Source organism: Pantoea sp. IMH (genome assembly GCF_000599885.1).
Lineage (GTDB): Bacteria > Pseudomonadota > Gammaproteobacteria > Enterobacterales > Enterobacteriaceae > Erwinia.
On record NZ_JFGT01000002.1, the window covers coordinates 873,318 to 892,861 of the forward strand.

Annotated in this window: 18 protein-coding genes and 1 pseudogene; 4 read left to right on the forward strand and 15 right to left on the reverse strand. The window is 57.8% G+C overall.

From position 1 onward, the window contains the following. Positions 1-140: 140 nt before the first annotated feature. Both EA20_RS0104005 and EA20_RS0104010 read right to left on the reverse strand, forming a co-directional pair. Entirely contained in the window at positions 141-1,862 is a 1,722-nt protein-coding gene (locus EA20_RS0104005; protein ID WP_024965607.1) for a penicillin-binding transpeptidase domain-containing protein, read from the reverse strand. Positions 1,863-2,127: 265 nt separating this feature from the next. Then, the gene (locus EA20_RS0104010) at positions 2,128-4,407 is read right to left on the reverse strand and encodes a molybdopterin guanine dinucleotide-containing S/N-oxide reductase (protein ID WP_024965608.1); all 2,280 of its coding nucleotides are present in this window, start codon (positions 4,405-4,407) and stop codon (positions 2,128-2,130) included. 225 nt (positions 4,408-4,632) lie between these two features. On the opposite strand from EA20_RS0104010, the gene galR reads away from it, so the two are divergent. Continuing rightward, on the forward strand, positions 4,633-5,634 hold the full coding sequence (galR, locus tag EA20_RS0104020; protein ID WP_024965609.1) for an HTH-type transcriptional regulator GalR: 1,002 nt from the start codon (positions 4,633-4,635) through the stop codon (positions 5,632-5,634). Positions 5,635-5,646: 12 nt separating this feature from the next. Here galR and EA20_RS0104025 read toward each other — a convergent pair whose 3' ends face one another. The 5 genes from EA20_RS0104025 to EA20_RS0104045 form a co-directional block, all read right to left on the reverse strand. Further along, on the reverse strand, positions 5,647-6,099 hold the full coding sequence (locus EA20_RS0104025) for a GNAT family N-acetyltransferase (protein ID WP_024965610.1): 453 nt from the start codon (positions 6,097-6,099) through the stop codon (positions 5,647-5,649). A 5-nt stretch (positions 6,100-6,104) separates the two neighbouring features. Further along, a complete protein-coding gene (locus tag EA20_RS0104030) occupies positions 6,105-6,878 on the reverse strand; it encodes an FCD domain-containing protein (protein WP_024965611.1) in 774 nt (257 codons plus the stop codon). Positions 6,879-6,995: 117 nt separating this feature from the next. Continuing rightward, positions 6,996-7,313: a PTS sugar transporter subunit IIB gene (locus EA20_RS0104035; protein ID WP_024965612.1), complete on the reverse strand. Its 318-nt coding sequence runs from the start codon at positions 7,311-7,313 to the stop codon at positions 6,996-6,998. Between the two features lie 9 nt (positions 7,314-7,322). Next, a complete protein-coding gene (locus EA20_RS0104040) occupies positions 7,323-8,750 on the reverse strand; it encodes a glycoside hydrolase family 1 protein (protein ID WP_024965613.1) in 1,428 nt (475 codons plus the stop codon). Positions 8,751-8,759: 9 nt separating this feature from the next. After that, positions 8,760-10,094, reverse strand: a complete 1,335-nt coding sequence (locus tag EA20_RS0104045; protein WP_024965614.1) for a PTS sugar transporter subunit IIC — start codon at positions 10,092-10,094, stop codon at positions 8,760-8,762. 188 nt (positions 10,095-10,282) lie between these two features. Here EA20_RS0104045 and EA20_RS0104050 point away from each other — a divergent pair, with 188 nt between their 5' ends. Next, entirely contained in the window at positions 10,283-10,591 is a 309-nt protein-coding gene (locus EA20_RS0104050) for a PTS lactose/cellobiose transporter subunit IIA (RefSeq protein WP_024965615.1), read from the forward strand. 169 nt (positions 10,592-10,760) lie between these two features. On the opposite strand, the gene EA20_RS0104055 is transcribed toward EA20_RS0104050, so the two are convergent. The 3 genes from EA20_RS0104055 to EA20_RS0104065 are packed head-to-tail and all read right to left on the reverse strand — an operon-like array spanning position 10,761 to position 12,600. Further along, positions 10,761-11,303: an acireductone dioxygenase gene (locus EA20_RS0104055; RefSeq protein ID WP_024965616.1), complete on the reverse strand. Its 543-nt coding sequence runs from the start codon at positions 11,301-11,303 to the stop codon at positions 10,761-10,763. Continuing rightward, positions 11,300-11,989: an acireductone synthase gene (mtnC, locus tag EA20_RS0104060; RefSeq protein WP_024965617.1), complete on the reverse strand. Its 690-nt coding sequence runs from the start codon at positions 11,987-11,989 to the stop codon at positions 11,300-11,302. Before mtnC ends, EA20_RS0104055 begins: the two co-directional genes overlap by 4 nt. Next, a complete protein-coding gene (locus EA20_RS0104065) occupies positions 11,986-12,600 on the reverse strand; it encodes a methylthioribulose 1-phosphate dehydratase (protein ID WP_024965618.1) in 615 nt (204 codons plus the stop codon). Before EA20_RS0104065 ends, mtnC begins: the two co-directional genes overlap by 4 nt. A gap of 169 nt (positions 12,601-12,769) precedes the next feature. On the opposite strand from EA20_RS0104065, the gene EA20_RS0104070 reads away from it, so the two are divergent. Together EA20_RS0104070 and EA20_RS0104075 are read left to right on the forward strand one after the other, a co-directional pair. Beyond that, positions 12,770-13,930 carry a pyridoxal phosphate-dependent aminotransferase gene (locus tag EA20_RS0104070; RefSeq protein ID WP_024965619.1) on the forward strand — a complete coding sequence of 387 codons (1,161 nt, stop codon included), beginning with the start codon at positions 12,770-12,772 and terminating at the stop codon, positions 13,928-13,930. Continuing rightward, positions 13,918-14,691, forward strand: coding sequence for an amidohydrolase (locus EA20_RS0104075; protein ID WP_024965620.1), 774 nt, complete (start codon positions 13,918-13,920; stop codon positions 14,689-14,691). Before EA20_RS0104070 ends, EA20_RS0104075 begins: the two co-directional genes overlap by 13 nt. A 49-nt stretch (positions 14,692-14,740) precedes the next feature. Here EA20_RS0104075 and EA20_RS0104080 read toward each other — a convergent pair whose 3' ends face one another. The 5 genes and pseudogenes from EA20_RS0104080 to EA20_RS0104095 all read right to left on the reverse strand — a co-directional run bounded on the left by EA20_RS0104080 (position 14,741) and on the right by EA20_RS0104095 (position 19,518). Further along, complete coding sequence (locus EA20_RS0104080) at positions 14,741-16,069, reverse strand: nucleobase:cation symporter-2 family protein (RefSeq protein ID WP_024965621.1); 1,329 nt, start codon at positions 16,067-16,069, stop codon at positions 14,741-14,743. Between the two features lie 100 nt (positions 16,070-16,169). Next, positions 16,170-16,505 carry a hydroxyisourate hydrolase gene (uraH, locus tag EA20_RS0104085; protein WP_024965622.1) on the reverse strand — a complete coding sequence of 112 codons (336 nt, stop codon included), beginning with the start codon at positions 16,503-16,505 and terminating at the stop codon, positions 16,170-16,172. Further along, the gene (gene uraD / locus EA20_RS21065; protein WP_235192632.1) at positions 16,502-17,062 is read right to left on the reverse strand and encodes a 2-oxo-4-hydroxy-4-carboxy-5-ureidoimidazoline decarboxylase; all 561 of its coding nucleotides are present in this window, start codon (positions 17,060-17,062) and stop codon (positions 16,502-16,504) included. The genes uraH and uraD overlap by 4 nt, the downstream gene beginning before the upstream one ends. Next, a pseudogene (gene hpxK, locus EA20_RS19520) lies at positions 17,042-18,280 on the reverse strand (allantoate amidohydrolase); the annotation flags it as partial. The gene uraD and the pseudogene hpxK, both read right to left, overlap by 21 nt. After that, positions 18,280-19,518 (reverse strand): alanine--glyoxylate aminotransferase family protein, encoded by a 1,239-nt coding sequence (locus tag EA20_RS0104095; RefSeq protein WP_024965624.1) that lies wholly within the window; start codon positions 19,516-19,518, stop codon positions 18,280-18,282. The gene EA20_RS0104095 and the pseudogene hpxK, both read right to left, overlap by 1 nt. Positions 19,519-19,544: the final 26 nt, after the last annotated feature.

Here is a 19,544-nt window from a genome sequence, read left to right on the forward strand (position 1 = left end):
AGCTCCATAGCAGCACAATGGTGGCTATAACCATGCCGGATTGGGGAAAACAACTCAATGTTCGGAGGGGAATATTTGCAGGATGTTTAAAAAGCATTCGCCGCATTGCTACACGGCGAATCGCCTGTTACTTCAACGTATCAGCCGCTGTGTCGGGCATAAAGCGCATCGGGCGCGATATTCATATGTTTGAGCACCGGCCCGATGATATTACCAAATATCGGCGCGGCGACCGTGCCGCCAAAGTGCTCATTTCCGCCAGGATGATTGACCACCACCACCAGCGCCACCTCCGGATGGCTGGCGGGTGCCACGCCAGCGGTATAGTTAATATAACCGCCATCATATTTACCGCTCTCCCCCATCTTTTCAGCCGTACCGGTTTTGATCGCCAGACGGTAGCCCGGCACGGCGGCACGTACCCCGCTTCCGCCCGGCAACGCATCGCTTTCCATCATATGCACAACCGCGCGTACCGTCTGCTCATCGGCCACGCGTTTGGCCATTACCGGCGGGGTGACTTTCGTGATCGAGAGGGGGCGGTAGAGACCAAAAGCGCCCAGGGTGGCGTATTCGCGGGCAATCTGTAACGGCGTAACGCGCAGACCATAGCCAAAGGAAAAGGTCGCCCGCTCAATATCAGCCCAGCGCTCGCGGTGCAGCGGGAAGTAGCCCACGCTCTCGCCGGTCAGCCCCAGTCCGGTTGGCTTGCCCAGGCCAAATGCCTGGTAGGTTTTTACCAGCGCTTCTGCCGGCATGGCGAGCGCAATATGGGAGACACCGATATCGCTCGATTTTTGTAGTATGCCGGTCATGGTCAGACGCGGCCAGTGTCCGACGTCGCGGATCAGATGACCATTAACGCGATAAGGCGTGGTGTCCAGCACCGAGTCGGGCCGCACCAGTTTACGCGCCAGCCCTTCCATGACCACCAGCGGTTTCACGGTAGAGCCGGGTTCAAAACTGTCATTGATCGCCACATTGCGCATCTGGGCGGGAGAAACATCGACGAAATTATTAGGATTGAAAGAAGGGTAAGAAGCCATCCCCAGAATTTCGCCGGTATCGATTTTGATCATCACCGCCGCGCCGGAATCCGCCTTGTTGAGCAGTACTCCGTTGCGCAGGGCCGTATACATAGTGTACTGATCGAACTTATCAATGCTGAGCTGCACCGTTGGTGCCTGGCGGGGAGGCTGGTAGTCAAGCATGGCGACGATATTGCCATCCGCATCCTGACGGTACTTCTCCACGCCAGGCGTCCCAACCAGCACCTTATCAAAGCTTTTTTCCAGCCCGTTCAGCCCCTTATTATCAGCACCGACAATGCCTAACAGCGGTGCCGTGGCATCGCTCATCGGATAGAAGCGGCTGTCATCATATTGTGAGCTGATGCCGGGAAGATGAAGCTGAGCAATATCTTTGGCAATCCCCAGCTCAATTTTTCGGCCCAGATAAAGGAAGCGCCGCCGTGGATTCGCTTCGATTTGCCGGGCGATCTGTTCAGGGCGTTGCTCAAGCGCGTTAGCAAGATAAAGCCACTTGGCGTTACTGAAATCAGGTTTGGCTTCCAGTACGCGCTTCGGGTCGGCAATGATATCCCGGGACGGCACGCTCAGTGCGAGCGCTTCTCCGTTACGGTCCAGCAGCGTTCCCCGGTTGGTGGGCAGCGTGACGATACGCAGCGACCGCTGGTCCGCCTCTTTTTCCAGCATCGGATGATTAATAAGCTGTAAATCAGCCACCCAGCCCAGCAGCAGGAGCATACAACCGACGACGCCCAGACAGATGATACGGAACCGGATAAGATTAAACGGCGAGCTGGCGGCACCTTTTGCACCTGATTTTTTTACGCGCGACATGATTTTTCTGCTGTGGTTGGCTGAGTTATGGGCAAAGATCGAGATCCATAATGCGCCAGAGAAAACGGGAAAACCCTGTTTCCGATCGTGATTATGGGCAAAAAAAACCTGCGCATCTGCGCAGGTTGGTGAAACAAAGTCTGAAAACTGTTTTGATGTTCACCCATCAATACCTCTGGGACTGAAACTGTAGCAATCCGGCTTACCGCTTCGCCAGCCAGCATTCGCAACAGTTGTCCGCAAAGTGTAACCAGGCGTGTGATTCTTATACACTTTTGCACATTTTGGCTTTCTGTATCTCCACCAGGCAGCTCATCGCATTGGGTCCCTGGGTCAGCGACGAGGTACCGATATCCAGCGTCAGCACATTGGGATTGCCGGCGCGATCGTAAGGCTGCCAGGCCTGACCAAATCCCGGATCGAACCAGGCGCCGGTGGCGATCAGCACCACGCCCGGCGTAACGCCATCGGTCAGCCTGACACCGGCCAGCATACGGCCACGGCTGTTTGTCACTTCAATTTCATCGCCATCCGCAATACCACGCGGCGCGGCATCATTATGATGCATCCACAGCGTCTCATGTCCGGCCGTTTTGGCCGCCTGTACCGATGGCGTGGCGTCCATCTGACTGTGCAGCCGGTCGGCAGGTTGAATGGAGATCATATGCAGCGGGAAGCGTTCGCTGAGGTCAGCGCCCAGCCACTCTTTCGGCGGCTGCCATTCCGGGTGCGGCGCAAAATCCTCAAGCTGATAGCCTGCGATCGTCTCGCTGAAAAGTTCGATTTTACCGCTGGCAGTGTTGATGGGATGCGCCACCGGGTCCTGTCTGAAGTTCTCCATAAAGATGAACGGTTTTTCACCTTCAGGCACTTCCACGTACCCCTGATCCCAAAAGCTCTGGAAATCAGGCCAGCGTAAGCCCTTACGCTCGTGAGCGGCGGCGCACTGCTGATAGAGATGCTCGATCCACTGCGCTTCGTTGCGGTTTTCGGTAAAGGTCTCCCGGTAGCCCAGCCGTTCCGCCAGGTCGGCAAAGATATCGAAGTCGTTACGGGCCTGATGCTGCGGCTTGATCGCCTGATGCATCGCCAGCACAAAGCGATCGCGGGAGGAACCGCCGATGTCGTTACGCTCAAGCGAGGTGGTAACCGGCAGCACGATATCCGCCATCTGTGCTGCTGGCGTCCAGACGATATCCTGAACGATGACCGTATCTGGCCGCTGCCAGCCCTCGACCAGCCGGTTAAGCTGCTGATGGTGGTGGAAAGGATTGCCGCCCGCCCAGTGGATCAGGTGAATATCGGGATAGTGATGCGTCTCTCCCTGGAAGCTGTACGGCGCGCCAGGGTTGAGCAACATATCGCTGATGCGGGCGACGGGAATGGCCCGATCGGCAATCGGGTTGACGCCGGTCGACATCATTGGCGCCGGTCCTTCAATACGGGGGTTCCCCACGCTATTCATTGAGCCGTGACCGAAGGAGAAACCGGCGCCCGGCAGGCCTGGCTGGCCCAGCATAGCGGAGAGGGCGATCATCATCCAGTAAGGCTGCTCGCCGCGATGTGCCCGCTGCACGGCATAGGAACAGGTGATAAAACTGCGCTTACCCATAAGCTGTTTCGCCAGCTGTTCAATGCGTAAGGCAGGAATGCCGGTGATCTCGCTTGCCCACTGCGGGGTTTTTGGCGTGCCATCCTCTTCGCCGAGCAGATAACGACGGAGCTGAGGGTAACCGACGCAGTGCGTCTCCAGAAACGCATTGTCTGCGGCGCCAGCGCGTTCAATTTCATACCCCATCGCCAGCATCAGCGCCACGTCAGTATTCGGACGGATCGGGATCCATTCCGCGTTAACGAACTCAGGGCAATCATCCCGCATCGGGCTGATATTGATCACTTTGGTGCCCTTTGCCGCCAGCTGAAGCAGCGCGGGCTTCAGGCTGTGCTGCCCTGCCCCTCCCGAGGCGACCTGACCATTTTTCAGCGCCAGGCCGCCGAAGGCGATAAAAATCTCACAGTGTTCAATCACCTGCGGCCAGTCGGTGACGCGGCCGGTCAGCGGCATATAAGTGCCGATCACATAAGGCAAAAAGAACTGTGCGGCTCCCCAGCTATAGTTTCCCTGCTGATCGATACCGCCGCCACCCTGAAAATAGAAGCGGCGTACCAGGGTACGGGCGTGGTTGACGCGACCGGCGGAGGACCAGCCGTAAGAGCCATTAAAAATGCCGGCGGCACCGTAGCGATCGCGCACGCGGCGGTTCTCTTCCGCCACCAAATCCAGCGCGGTTTCCCAGTCCACCGCGACAAAGTCTTCACGCCCGCGCAGCGTTCTGTCGCTCTTCTCACGCGATTTAAGCCAGGAACGCCGCACCATAGGCTGACGAATACGCTTATCGGAATAGACCAGCTCCGGAATAGTATTCAGCATCGGAGAAGGATCCTGATCGGCGAAGAAGGGTTCACAGCGCAGCAGTTTGTCCGCGTCCACCACGGCGTTAAAGGCGCCCCAGTGGGCGAGATGCGGTATTTTTTTCAGAGTCATGTGCGTGTCCGGCAGGCGTTAACTTTTTACAGGAAAATCAGAATACCATTTTTTCAGCGTCCTGCGCCTTTAGCCGCTGAGCGTCCCGCTTGCCGCCGTCCTCCGCCAGGCCGGGAGAATTTTCAGCTTTGCGACAGCGCTGGCATTCTGTCTGCTTGAAGTCGTCCGGAATTTCCGCAACACTTACCGCCATGTAAACGCTTACCCAGGAAGGCCCCTTACCCTATGGCTACCATTAAGGATGTTGCCAGACTTGCCGGCGTTTCCGTCGCCACCGTTTCCCGAGTGATTAACCATTCTCCTAAGGCGAGCGAAGCCTCAAGGCTGGCTGTAACCGAGGCGATGGAAGCGCTGCATTACCATCCGAACGCCAACGCGCGCGCCCTGGCCCAACAGTCGACCGAAACGATGGGGCTGGTCGTGGGCGATGTTTCGGATCCCTTTTTCGGTGCGCTGGTCAAAGCGGTGGAAGAAGTCGCCTATGGAACCGGAAACTTTCTGCTGATTGGTAACGGTTACCATAATGAGCAAAAAGAGCGGCAGGCGATTGAACAATTGATCCGTCACCGCTGCGGTGCGCTGATCGTCCATGCTAAAAAGATCCCTGACGCAGAACTGATTGGCTTAATGAAGCAGATCCCCGGCATGGTATTGCTTAACCGCACGGTGCCGGGCTTTGAAGATCGCTGTATTGCGCTGGACGATCGTTACGGCGCATGGCTGGCTACCCGTCATCTGATCCAGCTGGGCCATACGAATATCGCCTGGATCAGTTCCAACCATGCTATTTCCGATGCCGAAGAGCGCCTGCAAGGCTATTACGATGCGCTGAAGGAGCATAATCTGCCCTGCAACGATCGCCTGGTAGCGCTGGGAGAACCTGATGAGGTCGGCGGTGAGCAGGCGATTACCGAACTGCTTGGCCGGGGAAAAAACTTCACTGCCGTCGCCTGCTATAACGATTCCATGGCGGCGGGCGCGCTGGCGGTGCTGAGCGATAATGCGGTGCGGGTACCGGAAGAGATGTCGCTGATTGGCTTTGATGATGTGCTGGTCTCGCGCTACGTGCGTCCACGGCTCACAACGGTGCGTTATCCCATTGTCACCATGGCGCAGCAGGCGGCCGAACTGGCGCTGGCGCTGGCAAACGGACAGCCGCTGCCGGAGGTGACCAATATGTTCAGCCCAACCCTGGTACGACGCCACTCCGTCGGCTCGCCTGGCTGATGGCCGGGTGCGTTACCGCAGAGAATGATGATAGAGGCGAACCTGAGTGTCCGGATAATCCAGCGCATCGCCGATATATCGCCAGCCAAAGCGTTCGTAATAGTCTGCACAGGCGGAATAGAGATAGAGATCCCGGTAGCCGCGCTGACGGCTTTCAGCCATCACGTGCTGCTGAAGCTGCCCGCTTAGCCCACGCCCACGGTAGCTTTCATCAATGTAGAGCGCTGCCAGCCAGGGAAAAAGATCCTGACGGCTGATCAGATCGCAGCGCCACAATCCCACCGTTCCCACCGCGCGATCGCCATCAAGGGCGACGAAAGTGAGCGGAAGATCGTATCCACTGAGGCTGCTTTGCAGGATGCTGGCAAAAAAATCCCGGTTGTTAGCGGCACCAAATGCCGTGTAGAGCCAGTCAGTGATCTGTTCCTGGTGCGCGAGCGCCTCGCTCAGCGGCACGATGGTCAGTGCAGTCACACCAGCTTGCCCTGGAAAATAGGGACAGATTCAAACAGATAGCCGTCGAAATCGGGCGCATCCGCATCCGACAGCTCCAGCAGGGAATTTTTAACGTTTTCAAGGTGCTGCCACATCGCCTGCCAGGAGCCAAGCACGTCACGGCGGCGTAGTGCCGCCAGAATGGTCTGATGCTCGCCCAGCCATTTCAGGCGATAAGCGCGGGTTTCGATATGGCTGCGAAGCTGCTGCCACAATGGGCTGTTTTCATGATGGCGCCAGATACTGGTCACCGTGTCCAGCAGCATCTGGTTTTGTGTCGCGCCTGCCAGTAACAGATGAAACATCTTGTCGTTATCCTGGCTTTCATCGTTAACGGCAATCGCCCTTTGTTCCTGCTCAAGAATGCGCTTAAGGTTTTCAATATCGGCTTTGGTTGCCATTTTGGCAGCAAAGGCGGCGATGTTGCTCTCCAGCAGCTGACGCGCCTGGAGCATCTCGAACGGCCCCACGTCGCTGCGGAAAAACGCCTCTTCTTCATCGCTGCTTTCTGAAGGAATACGCATCACGTAAACGCCGGAACTCTGACGAATATCGACGGTGCCTTCCAGTTCCAGCATCAGCAGCGCCTCACGCACGATTGTCCGGCTCACGCCCCAGCTTTCGGCAATATGCCGTTCGGGAGGCAACCGCGACCCGACGGGATAGTCTCCGTCGATAATTTGCTGGCGCAGATGTTGCCCAATTTCCTGATACTGCTTTTTGTCCTGTCCCGGCGCGCCCTTTTCCACTTCATCCACCTTTAACTCGTTGACGACAATCACTATCCCGCCGCGCAGCGCCGCATTACCTGGCCTTCTTTTGACGGGCCAGATGCTCTCCGGCCCGCCACAAACGGGTTTACCGCCCTAGTTTACCAAAGCCAGCGCCTGATCGAGGACTTTTGCACCGTTGAGCGTGCCATAAGCTACGGAATCGATCACCGCGATCGGGATTTGATAGCTGTCGGTGAGCTTGCGATTCTCATCCAGCTTGAAGCGAACCTGCGGCCCCAGCAGCACCACAACGACATCAGCGCCACAGCTTTGCAGTTCATCACGCAGATTTTGCTCAGGAATAGCGTAGATCTGATACTCCAGCCCACGCGCCGCTGCTTCTTTTTCCATCCGGGTCACCACCATGGAGGTGGACATGCCTGCCGCGCAGGCCAGTACGATACGTTTCATTGCGACTCCCTATTTCTCTTCATCATCAATGTTAATGGTCAGCTGGTGCGTGTCGCGAAGCTGCCGGTACCAGTGTGCCGACTTTTTCATCCGGCGCTGGCGCTGGTTCTCCAGATCGATCTCGATAAGGCCATAGCGGTTCTTAAAAGCGTTCATTGGCGAAACGTTGTCAGTAAAGGCCCAGAGCATATAGCCCTGACAGTTCGCCCCATCAGCCCGCGCCTTTAACGCCTGGTGTAAATGCTCGCCGATAAAGGTGATGCGGTAATCATCCTGAATCTGGCCTTCCGCATTTTTGAACTGCGCTTCATCCTCGATACCCATGCCGTTTTCGGCCACAAACCAGGGAATATTGTCATACTCATTTTTTAACCGCATCGCCATGTCGTAAATAATACGGGGCTGAATTTCCCAGCCGCGCGACTTATTCATCCTGCGGCCCGGCAGGTCAAAATGTTCATAATAAAAGGCTGGATGGAACGGCGTTTCCGGGTTCCAGGCGCGTGAAGGCGCTTTTACCCGGTGCGGATAGTAGAGGTTAATGCCCACTTCATCGACCCGATTGCCAGCGATCAGCGACAGCTCCTCGTCGTCGTATTCCCAGCGCACCTGATGCTTCGCCAGCAGCGCCAGCAGTTCTGCGGGATACTCGCCTTTGATCGCCGGGTCGAGAAAGACGCGGTTAAAAAACAGATCGTAAATTTCAGCGGCTTTCACGTCGTGGGGCGCGCTGGAGCGGGGATAGGTGACTTCTGGATTAAGGATCGTGCCTACCGTACCGCTGTACCCTTTGTCACGGAACAGCTTGACCACTTTGGCCGTTGCAAGGTTCTTATGGTGATTCCACTGCATCCATTTATCGGTGTTTTGTTCATAAGGCCAGCGTAACGCATCCAGATAGACGCGGGTCTGCACCACAATCGGCTCATTAAAGGTAAACCAGCGCGTCACTTTGCTGGCATAACGCTCAAACACTTTTTCCGCGTAGCGAACGTAAAGCTCCACGACTTTTTTGGAACCCCAGCCGTCATATTTTTCCAGCAGTGCCGCAGGCAGTTCGTAATGTTCAAGGCAGAGCATCGGTTCAATTCCCTGCGCCTGAAGCTCATCGATCAGCCGATCGTAATAAGCGGCATAGTCTTCATCCACCACGACATTTTCATAGTCGGTCAGAAAGCGCGCCCAGTTGATCGAGGTGCGGTAGTGCGTTAATCCCGCCGCCTTCATCAGCGCCACATCTTCTTTATAACGGTTGATAAAATCGGTGGCGACCGCCGGGCCGTAGCCGTTATGCCAGACGTGGCGATCGTTTTTATACCAGGCATCCAGATAAGAATCCTGCCCCGCCTTCTTCCCGCTCCAGCCTTCGGTCTGCCACGCCGATGCAGCAGCGCCCAGAATAAAGTCATCAGGAATAGTTATCGTCTGCTTGCTCATCCTTCCTCCTCAGTTCTGAACCATTTCGGGCTGCATCGCTTTCGCTTCTGCTGCTTCTGCACGACGTGCGGCGATCTTGACGAACGGCAGATAGATCAGAATGGAAACCAGTATGCAGATAATTTGTGTCACCACGGCACCCATCGATCCCGCAGTGGAAAGCCAGGCGTTGATAATCGGCGGTGTGGTCCAGGGCACCATTACCACGGCCTTACCGGCAAATCCCATCACCGTGGCGAAGTAGCCAATGGTGCCGGTAACCAGCGGCGTGATGATGAAAGGGATCGCCAGGATCGGGTTGAGCATAATCGGCATACCGAAGATGACCGGTTCATTGATGTTAAACAGGCCGGGACCGAAGGAAAGCTTGGCGATTTCCCGCATCTCTTTGCGTTTGGTGGCCAGCATGACCGCGCTGAGCAGGCCGATGGTCAGACCGGAGCCGCCAATGCTCATATAGACATCCCAGAATGGCATGGTGATGATATTTGGCGCTTCGAGGCCCTGCTCAAACGCATTCATATTGACCAGGATCGCGCCCAGCAGCAGCGGCTCGCGGATCGGTTTCACCATCTGGTTACCATGAATCCCGATAACCCAGAACAGCTGGGCGACAAACATCAGCAGCAGGATACCCCACAGGCTCTGTACGACCGATTCCAGCGGCTCCTGTACCACTTTGTAAACGGCATCGTAGAGATACATGCCGGTAACGCGATGGAAGATAAAGCCGAACGTGGCGATGGCGGTGACGGTGATAATTGCCGGGATCAGCGCCGAAAAAGAGGCCGCAACATTGGGCGGGACCGTATCCGGCATTTTGATTTTCAACTTATCGACATTTTCCAGACGGCAGTAAATTTCAACTGAGAGAATGGCAATAAACATGCCGAGGAACAGGCTTTTGGTGTCCGAGAACTGCTTCGCCAGCACGTCGGTCACAACCTGCATCTGCCCTTCAACCAGCATCGTCAATGTGGTCGGGGTGACGGCGATAAAACAGATGATGGCCAGCAGACCGGGAAAAAGCGTTTTAATGCCGTTAATTTTCCCAAGCTCAATGCCGATCAGAAAAACGGCGCCGATATTGAGGAAGCTCAGCGTGGCGTAGTTAATGCTGGTGGTGATCGGCTTCAGCTCGGCCAGAAAGCTGAGCGCCTGAAAGCTTGCCAGGCCGTTTTTACTGTCCAGCACCATATTGGACATCAGTACCGAGAACGCGCCAACGATGATCACCGGCATCAGGGTGATAAAGGAGGCTTTTATCGCCATGATGTAACGGTAACTATTGAATTTGGTGGCAAAACTTCCCAGAGAGTCGATAAGTCGATTCTGTAAAGACATGCGTCGTACCTCAGAAGTAAGTGATCGGGCATCCCAGTGTTTTATACGCTGGCGAAATTTTGTTCTCGTGGCATACCAAAAGTAAACAAACCCACTTAATTTTCTGTGACTGAACACGCAGAAGCGAATATTGGTATTCCGATAGGATGTTATACCAATATTTGGCATGCCAATAAGCGGAGGCGGTGATGGATTTTGAGCAAACGATGATGGAGCTGTTGATAAATGCGGGCGAGGCGCGTTCACATGCGATGAATGCAATCCAGTGCGCACGCAGGCGGGAGTGGCAACAGGCTGACGACGCGCTCGCCGCCTCGCTCGAGGCATCAAAAGGCGCGCATCATATTCAGACCCAGCTGATTGGTGCGGATGAAGGGTGTGGCAAAGTGCCGGTGACGCTGATCCTGGTGCATGCGCAGGATCATCTGATGAACGCGATGCTCTGCCGCGATCTGGCGGAGGAGATCGTTTTGCTGCGTAAAGAGATGTTTAGCTGACAGCGCGCCCGACATGCAACGTACGGATAAAACGGCGATCGGGCTTCAGGTGAGCGGAGGCAACGTTATTATCCCACGCGCTACCGCTGACCTGACGCCTGAACGATCGGCAGGCAGGAAATTCAGGCCTTAACGCCTCAAGAGCGTTAAGGCTGAAAGCGGCATGCTGTCAGGGAAGGCGCGGATAAGCATCGGCAATCGTATCGCCGGTAAACCTGGCGATCCAGCCTTCCTGATTGTCGAAGATACGTATCGCCGTAAAGTGGGGGGCCGATCCCATATCAAACCAGTGCGGCGTACCGGCCGGAACGGAGATCAAATCGTTCTTTTCACACAAAATCTGATAAATATGGCCATCAAGATGAAGGCAGAACAGCCCCGCGCCCTCGACAAAAAAGCGCACTTCATCTTCGCCATGAGTGTGTTCAGAAAGGAATTTAGTGCGCAGCGTCTCTTTCTGAGGGTTGTCAGCGCGCATGCTGATCACATCCCAGCTCTGGTAGCCCTTTTCCGCCACCAGCCGGTCGATGGCGTGCTGGTACGCTGCAATCACCTTTTCCGGCGTGGGATCGGCACCCAGATCGCGATCGGCTTCCCAGCGTTCAAAGCGTACGCCTTTGCCGTTCAGCTTCTGGCGGATCGCGTCGGCGTCACTGCTCTGCCAGACGGGCGTGGTTGCTTCGCTGTCGGTAAAAATAGTCAGTGCACTCATTGGGAAAACGCCTCCAGGTTGATCTGATCAAATGAGTTTACCTGCCGGTGGCGGCTTGCGCTGTCCGCTTCGCCACGCAGCAGCTGTAAGGTATGCCAGCCGGCCTCGCGGGCGGCATCCAGCTCCTGACGAATATCCGACAGAAACAGCAGCGCGTCGGGCGCCAGTCCGGTTTCGGCAGCGATAGTCCGGTAGGAGCCTGTTTCGCGCTTGGCTCCCACGTGCGTATCGAAATAGCCGCTGAACAGCGCGGTGATATCCCCTTCGTCGCTGTAGCCAAACAGCAGCTTCTGCGCGGCGACCGATCCGGAAGAGTAAACATAGAGATCGATGCCCTGCTGCTGCCAGGCTTTTAACGCAGGCAGCACGTCAGGATAAAGGTGGCCGGTAAAGCGTCCGCTCAGATAGCCATCGCGCCAGATCATGCCCTGCAGGGCCTTCAGCGCAGTGGATTTGCGATCTTCGTCCATAAAGCTGAACAGCGCGCTGATCAGATCCTCCACGCTCGCCTCCGGCTGACCCAGCTCATCGCGTAAATCGGCGAGCGCACCAGCCACATCGTCACGGTGCTGGAAACCCGCCACAAACGCCGCCAGATTTTCACGGGCGTAAGGGAAAAGCACGTTATGAACGAAGCGGATATCGCTGGTCGTTCCCTCTATATCGGTGACAATCGCGCGGATCATTTTGCCTCCAGCACACGACGTTGTAATTCGCACTGGAAGAGAAATTCCAGCCCCTCAAGATGGCGTCTGGCCTCGTTCACATCCCTGCCCCAGCAGGTCAGTCCGTGGCCGCGCAGCAGAAACCCGTAGCGTAACGGCGACTGCGCCGCAAAGCGGGCAATACGCGCTGCCAGCGCCTCAATATCCTGATCGTTATCGAAGATCGCAACAGAAACAGCATCAAGATGCGAGCTTTGCCCGGCGAGCGTTTTCTGCATTTCGTAGCCTTGCAGAAGCAGTGCGGGGCTTTTCTCAACGCGAGAGAGCACCGTGGCGTTGACCGTGTGGGTATGCAGCACCGCGCCCGCATCGGGAAACAGCCGGTAAATCAGCGTATGCAGGCCGGTTTCCGCCGAAGGTTTGCGACCCGACGGCACACGATTGGTGGCGATTTCCACCTGAATAAAATCGTCACAGGTCAGTGCGCCTTTATCTTTACCGGATTCGCTCAGCAGGCAGAAGTCCTCACCCTGCCGTATCGACATATTGCCGCCGGTAGCGGGCGCCCAGCCTTTCCCGCCTATCCAGTGGCAGGCGGCGACCAGTTGCTCCAATTCTCTGTTCAGGCTCATAAAACTCCTTATCGTCACCGGCTTAGCCCCGCCTCGCGACTGCATTTAGACGTCTAAGCGTCTTGATTGCCAAATACTAGCATCGACGCTATAGTGGCAGCAACAGAGCTTTAACCATTCCCACTCAACAGTGGCGAATTCAGATAACGTTTCGCAAGGTGAGTTAACCATGAGCCAGACGTCATTGGTGCCAGAGAGCAAACTGCCTGCGCTTGGCACGACGATATTTACGCAGATGAGTGCCCTGGCGCAGCAGCACAACGCCATCAACCTCTCCCAGGGATTTCCCGATTTTGACGGCCCCACCTACCTGAAATCCCGCCTGGCACATCATGTCAGCGAAGGCGCAAATCAGTATGCGCCGATGACCGGCGTGGCTCCGCTGCGCGAAGCGATTGCGGCGAAAACCGCCGCCCTTTACGGCCATCTGCCGGACAGCAACAGCGACGTGACGGTGACCGCTGGCGCGACAGAAGCGCTCTATGCGGCGATTACCGCGCTGGTGCGTCCGGGCGATGAGGTGATCTGTTTTGATCCCAGCTACGACAGCTATGCGCCTGCCGTAACCCTGGCCGGTGGCGTGATGAAACGCATCGCTCTGCAGCCACCCGCTTTTCGCGTCGACTGGCAGGCCTTCGCCGCCCAGCTCTCTTCACGGACCCGTCTGGTGATCCTCAATACGCCACATAATCCCTCCGCTACCGTCTGGCAGAAAAGCGATATTGATGCGCTGTGGCAGGCGGTCCGTGCGCAGGAAATTTACGTGCTGAGTGATGAGGTTTACGAACATATCTGCTTTGCCGACGCGGGCCATGCAAGCGTGCTGGCGCATGCTGAACTGCGCGAACGCGCCATCGCCGTTTCCTCCTTCGGCAAAACATTTCATATGACCGGCTGGAAGGTGGGTTACTGCGTCGCCCCGGCGGCGCTGACGTCAGAAGTGCGTAAGGTCCATCAGTATCTGACGTTTTCGGTGAACACCCCGGCACAGCTGGCGCTGGCGGATATGCTGAACGCTGAACCGGAGCATTATCAGACGCTGCCTACGTTTTACCGGGCGCGGCGTGACCGCTTTGTTCAGGCACTGGCGAACAGCCGCTTTGAAATCCTGCCCTGTGAAGGCACCTATTTTCTGCTGGCGGACTACAGCGCTATCTCCGATCTGGACGATGTCGCCTTTTGTCAGTGGCTGACAAAAGAAGCGGGCGTGGCGGCGATTCCGCTGTCGGTATTCTGCGCCGATCCCTTCCCTCATAAACTGATCCGCCTGTGCTTCGCCAAACAGGAAGCCACGCTGGACGCTGCCGCGGAGCGCCTGTGTCAACTTTGAAACTTACTCTGTTACAGCAGCCGCTGGTCTGGATGGACGGCGAAGCGAACCTGCGTTTTTTTGATAACCTCCTGAGCGGCCTTATCGATCGCGATCTGATCGTCCTGCCGGAAATGTTTACCTCCGGCTTTGCGATGGAGGCGGCGAAAAGCTCGCTGCCTGAAGCGCGCGTGATTGCATGGCTGCACGAAAAAGCGCAGGCCGCTGATGCTATGGTCGGCGGCAGTGCAGCAATCCAGACGGAACAGGGTGCGGTTAACCGTTTTCTGCTGGTGACGCCGGAAGGTGAGGTGTATCGCTACGACAAGCGGCATCTGTTCCGCATGGCGGATGAGCACCATCACTATCTGGCCGGCGATCGTCGGGAAATTATCGCGTGGCGCGGCTGGCGGATCCTGCCGCAAATCTGTTACGACCTGCGCTTTCCGATCTTTTCCCGCAGCCGTGGTGATTACGATTTGGCGCTGTATGTCGCCAACTGGCCTGCACCGCGCGCCGCTCACTGGCAGGCGCTGCTGCTCGCCAGAGCGATTGAGAATCAGGCTTATGTGGCGGGCTGTAACCGCGTCGGCAGCGACGGGAATCAGCATCACTACAGCGGCGACAGCCGGATTATTACCCCTCAGGGCGAGATACTGGCGGCAGGCGAACCGCATCAGCCCGCTGTGCTGAACGCCGAACTGTCGCTGGATGCGCTGTGTGACTACCGCGAACGCTTCCCCGCCTGGCGCGATGCGGATGCGTTCAGCCTGAACGATTGATTCTCCTGCATAAGCGCCGTGTTCTGCCCCAGAAAACGGCGCCACGCCGTCAGGTTCGTTCCTGAGGCGCGCCGGTACTGACAACGCGTTTATCTACACGATTAAACAGAAGATTCAGCGTGACGGCGACCAGACAGGCGGCGCTGATGCCGGAATGAAAAAGGGTGTGAACCCAGCCGGGAAACCGATCGTAAAAGGCAGGCATGACGATCGGGATCATGCCGAACGCGATCGAGGTCGCCACAATCACCAGATTCATATTCTCCCGGTACTCCACCTTCGCCAGCGTGCGAATACCGCTGGCTGCCACGGTGCCAAACAACACCACGCCCGCCCCGCCGAGCACTGGCAAAGGCACTGCCGCCACGATACGTCCCAGCACCGGCAGGCAGCCGAGCAGCACAAGGATCACCCCACCTGCGGCCACCACGTAGCGGCTCTTGATACCGGTTATCGCCACCAGCCCGATATTCTGCGCGAAGGCGCTCTGTGGAAAAGAGTTAAAAAAGGGCGCCAGCGCGCTGGTCAGCATATCGGCGCGCAGCCCACGGGCAATGCGTTTACCGTCCACGTCGGTTTCCACAATTTCGCCGATGGCGATCAGCCCGGCGGTGGTTTCCGTCAGCAGAACCAGCACAATCAGGGTCATTGAAAGTATGGCAACCCCGTCGAATACCGGCAGGCCAAAAGTGAGTATGCCCGGCAGCGCCACGCTGTCACCCTGCAATACCGTGGCAAAGTGCGCTTTACCGCTGATGACCGCATAGAGCGTGCCGGAGACTATCGCCAGCAAGACGGCGAGCCGTTTGATCGCGCTGCTGCCCACCCGGTTCAGCAGCAGTACCATCCCCAGCGTCAGCGCGGCAAGGCCGATATTGGAAGGCGCACCCCAGTCCGCCGCGCCGGGCTGGCCACCCATCGCCCAGCGGGCGGCAACCGGCATCAGCGACAGGCCAATCACCGTAATTACCGTTCCGGTGACGACGGGAGGGAAAAAACGGATAATGTGCGCGAATAACGGCGCGATCAGGAGTCCAATCAGAGAAGATGCCATGACGGCACCAAATACCACCGGCAGCCCCCCGCCAGTGGTCACCAGCGTGACCATGGTGGCGACGCCAGCAAAGGAAACGCCCTGTACCAGCGGCAGTCGCGCGCCGAAGCCGGGCAGCCCAAGCGCCTGAAGCAGCGTGGCAAATCCGCTGACGAAAAGCGCAGCGGTGACCAGCATCGCCAGCGCCTCCGTCTCCAGTCCCGCCGCAGAACCAATAATCAGCGGCGGGGCGATGATGCCACCATACATGGTCAGCACGTGCTGCAATCCCCAGGCAAAGGTTTTCCCTGCCGGATAACGCGTATCTTCTGGCCTGACGCTCATCATGTCACCTTTCTGCGTGGCCTGCTGCCGCAGGCATTAAGGATACCTTCCGTTCAGCACCGTCCCAATCGCCGCCGAACGGGGAGAGAAATGCTGACTATTAACTGCCGCGATAGGTCGACCATGACCAGGGCGATATCAGAAAAGGCAGGTGGTAATGACCGCCGGATTCGGGCAGCTTAAAATCAATCCGGGCGCTGACGTAGAGCGCCTCGCGCTCGCTGGCGGCAAAATAGTCACCGATCTCCGCCGTCAGGCAATAGAGACCCGGCGGCAGGGCTTCCGGCGTCAGTCCTGCGATTCGCCCGTTAGCATCGGTACAGCCCTGCGCCACCGGCAGCCAGCCTGCATTGCGCTTGCGCGCCAGCGAAACCGCCACGCCAGCCGCAGGGATGCCCAGCGCCGTGTCCAGAATATGCGTACTGACAGTGCTCATTGAAACGTCTCCTTCAGGCGTAGCAAGGTGATTTCACGCAGCTGGTTTAGCGCTTCCCGCTGCTCCTGTTGTGCATCGTTGGCAAGACGTCGTTCCAGTGCGTCAAGGATCTCTTCGCCGCTGCGGCCGCTGGCACGAATTAAAAAAACCTGGCCGAACCGCTGCTCATAGGCGAGATTACCTGCCCGCAACGCCTGATTCAGCGCGGAATCCGTGTCGCTGACGCTGGACTGCTCGCGTCTCGACAAATCGGCTTCTTTCCCCGCTCCTGGCGGCTTTTCACCGATCCGTGGATGGGCCGAGAGCGCCTGACTCAGCGCCTCGCCGTCCCACGTCCGGGCCAGCTCATCAGCCGTCAGCAGCAGGGACTCCAGCGACGCATAGGGCCGGCCAGCCACCATGGCGTTACGCCAGTCGCTGAGCGCCACGCAGTGGGCAATCTGATGACGGGCATCCTCCACAGTGGCCTGATTGAAGGCGGTCAGCGTGGCGCTGACGTGAACATTGAGGGGCTTTTCCTGCGGAAAATGGTCAGCGCCGGCAACCTCACACACCACTTTCAGATAAGCCTGAATCGCCAGGGCGACATCCTTTTCCCTAACCGATTCGGCGGGATGATGGCTGATCCCTCCTGCGCAGCGGACAAACAGCATCCCCACCGGCCAGCGCTCTGCGATCGCAATGGCGTCGTGACCGGCACCGCTTGGCAGTGACAGGCTGCGGCCCTGCACCTCAGTAACCGCGCGGGTCAGCGCCTGCTGCAGCTTTATATCGCAGCCTGTGGCAGGGATCTGGTAATACTCATCGGCGGTGAAGCGCAATCCCCGGCGCAGTGCTATAGCTTCCGCCTGGGTCAGCAATTCTGAGAGCAGTTCAGCCAGCGCACGATCCTCAGGCCCCCGTACGTCCAGCGAGAGCGTCACCTCGCCGGGAATAACGTTCACCGCGCCGGGCGAACAGGATAGCGTGCCCACCGTCGCCACCAGCTGTGGGTGATGCTTTGGTGTCGCCTGCTCCGTAAAGAGCATCCATTCTGCGGCGGCGGCAAGCGCATCTTTGCGCTGCGCCATCGGCACCGTTCCGGCGTGGCCCGCTTCACCGGTAAACCGGCAGTTAAGGCGACGGGCGCCGTTGATTGCGGTCACCACACCCAGTGCCAGCCCTTCCTGCTCCAGGCACGGCCCCTGCTCAATATGCAGTTCCAGATAGGCCGCGATCTCCTCCATCCTGCGCGCCGCCTGGTGTACCGCTTCACTGCGAAGCCCGGCGTCCGCCATCGCCTGCGCCACGGTAATACTGTTACCGTCAGGATGGCTGAGCCAGCTTTCCGGCCAGCTGCCCGTTATGCCGCGGCTGCCTAGCAGGGTAATGCCAAACCGCGTTCCCTCCTCGTCACCGAAACCGATAATTTCGATGGCCATCGGCAGTCGCTCGCCCCGCTGGTGCAGCGCCTGAACGGTTTCAATCGCTGTCAGCACGCCGAGCATGCCGTCGTAGCGGCCCGCGTTACGGACGGTATCCAGGTGAGAACCGAGCAGCAGCGCCGTTGCGCCGGATTGTCGCCCCTCATAGCGGCCACAGATATTGCCGACGCTGTCCTGCCAGACCGTCATCCCCGCCGCCGCCATCCATTCCCCTACCAGCGCATTGGCGCGCAGATGTTCCGGAGAGAGGTAAACGCGCGTCAGGCTTCCCGGCGTTTCGCTAATGCCAGCCAGCGCGTCGCAGCGGGCCATCACGCGGGCTGCGGCCTCGCGGACCTCTGCCGCCTTCATCAGCGCGCCCCGCTGCCGTAATGGTCCCAGGCGGCCTGCATCGCCGCGCCCTGCGGCGTCCTGAAGCCGAGACCGTTCAGGACCGATTCCAGCGCGCTGAGGGTAACCATGACGCAGTCTTTACGCGCGTTATACCCCATGGTGCCGATGCGCCAGACTTTGCCATGCAGCGGCCCGAAAGAGGTGCCGATTTCGATGCCGAAATCTTCCAGCATCCGCTGACGGACCCGATCGCCATTGATGTTCTGTGGAATGACCACGCCCAGCACGTTATTCATCTTGTGCTTCAGGTCACCAAACGTTTCCAGCCCCATCGCCTGAATGCCTTTCAGCATGGCATCACCGTGCAGTTTGTGGCGGGCAATCCCTTCATCCAGCCCTTCTTCGAGGATCAACCGGGCACACTCCCGGGCGCCAAAAAGCGCGGTGGTGGCTTCTGTGTGATGGTTAAGCCGCTCTGGTCCCCAGTAATCCATGATCATACCGAGATCGAAATAGTTGGAGTAGATCATCTCCTCATCGCCATCCTGATGAGCCGCCGTGCGGATCCCCTCTTCCACGCATTTCCGGCGGCGGATCGCCTCCTCCATCTGCGGGCTGAGCGTGACAGGTGAGGTCCCGGACGGGCCGCCCAGACATTTCTGCATACCGGCAGAAACGGCATCCAGCCCCCAGGCATCCGTTTCCAGCGCATTCCCGGCCAGCGAGGCGGTAGCATCGGTATAGAACAGCACGCCATATTTTTTACAAATTGCCCCCAGATTTTCCAGCGGCTGTAGCATGGTGGTGGAGGTATCGCCCTGCACCGTCAACAGCAGGCGCGGACGCACCGATTTGATCGCATCTTCAATGCGATCAGGGGTGAACACCTGGCCCCAGGGCACTTCTATCGTGTGAACCTCGGCGCGGCAACGACGGGCAATTTCGCACAGCAGATGACCGAAGCGGCCAAATACCGGCACGAGAACTTTGTCGCCGGGACGGATCGCCGAAAGCAGCACCGCTTCAATTCCCGCGCGAGAGGTGCCGTCAACCAGCATCGTCCAGCGGTTTCCGGTGCGAAACACGCCACGGTAGAGCGCCATCACTTCGTTCATGTAGTGCGTCATCGCCGGATCGTACTGACCAATCAGCTGGCTGGACATGGCGCGCAGCACCCTGGGATCCGCATTGATAGGACCTGGCCCCATCAGCAGCCGTGGCGGAGGGTTGATCTGGGAAAGGCGGGTTACGTCCATCTGTTACTCCTTCTTTTGTCGCTCCG

Bases quoted from the DNA above. Each gene is read 5' to 3' on its own strand.
- EA20_RS0104040 (WP_024965613.1), bottom strand. From the start codon at position 8,750: ATGAGCAAGCAGACGATAACTATTCCTGATGACTTTATTCTGGGCGCT.
- EA20_RS0104095 (WP_024965624.1), bottom strand. From the start codon at position 19,518: ATGGACGTAACCCGCCTTTCCCAGATCAACCCTCCGCCACGGCTGCTG.
- EA20_RS0104045 (WP_024965614.1), bottom strand. From the start codon at position 10,094: ATGTCTTTACAGAATCGACTTATCGACTCTCTGGGAAGTTTTGCCACC.
- EA20_RS0104070 (WP_024965619.1), top strand. From the start codon at position 12,770: ATGAGCCAGACGTCATTGGTGCCAGAGAGCAAACTGCCTGCGCTTGGC.
- uraH (WP_024965622.1), bottom strand. From the start codon at position 16,505: ATGAGCACTGTCAGTACGCATATTCTGGACACGGCGCTGGGCATCCCT.
- EA20_RS0104010 (WP_024965608.1), bottom strand. From the start codon at position 4,407: ATGACTCTGAAAAAAATACCGCATCTCGCCCACTGGGGCGCCTTTAAC.
- EA20_RS0104080 (WP_024965621.1), bottom strand. From the start codon at position 16,069: ATGAGCGTCAGGCCAGAAGATACGCGTTATCCGGCAGGGAAAACCTTT.
- mtnC (WP_024965617.1), bottom strand. From the start codon at position 11,989: ATGATCCGCGCGATTGTCACCGATATAGAGGGAACGACCAGCGATATC.
- EA20_RS0104065 (WP_024965618.1), bottom strand. From the start codon at position 12,600: ATGAGCCTGAACAGAGAATTGGAGCAACTGGTCGCCGCCTGCCACTGG.
- EA20_RS0104055 (WP_024965616.1), bottom strand. From the start codon at position 11,303: ATGAGTGCACTGACTATTTTTACCGACAGCGAAGCAACCACGCCCGTC.
- EA20_RS0104050 (WP_024965615.1), top strand. From the start codon at position 10,283: ATGGATTTTGAGCAAACGATGATGGAGCTGTTGATAAATGCGGGCGAG.
- EA20_RS0104035 (WP_024965612.1), bottom strand. From the start codon at position 7,313: ATGAAACGTATCGTACTGGCCTGCGCGGCAGGCATGTCCACCTCCATG.
- EA20_RS0104005 (WP_024965607.1), bottom strand. From the start codon at position 1,862: ATGTCGCGCGTAAAAAAATCAGGTGCAAAAGGTGCCGCCAGCTCGCCG.
- galR (WP_024965609.1), top strand. From the start codon at position 4,633: ATGGCTACCATTAAGGATGTTGCCAGACTTGCCGGCGTTTCCGTCGCC.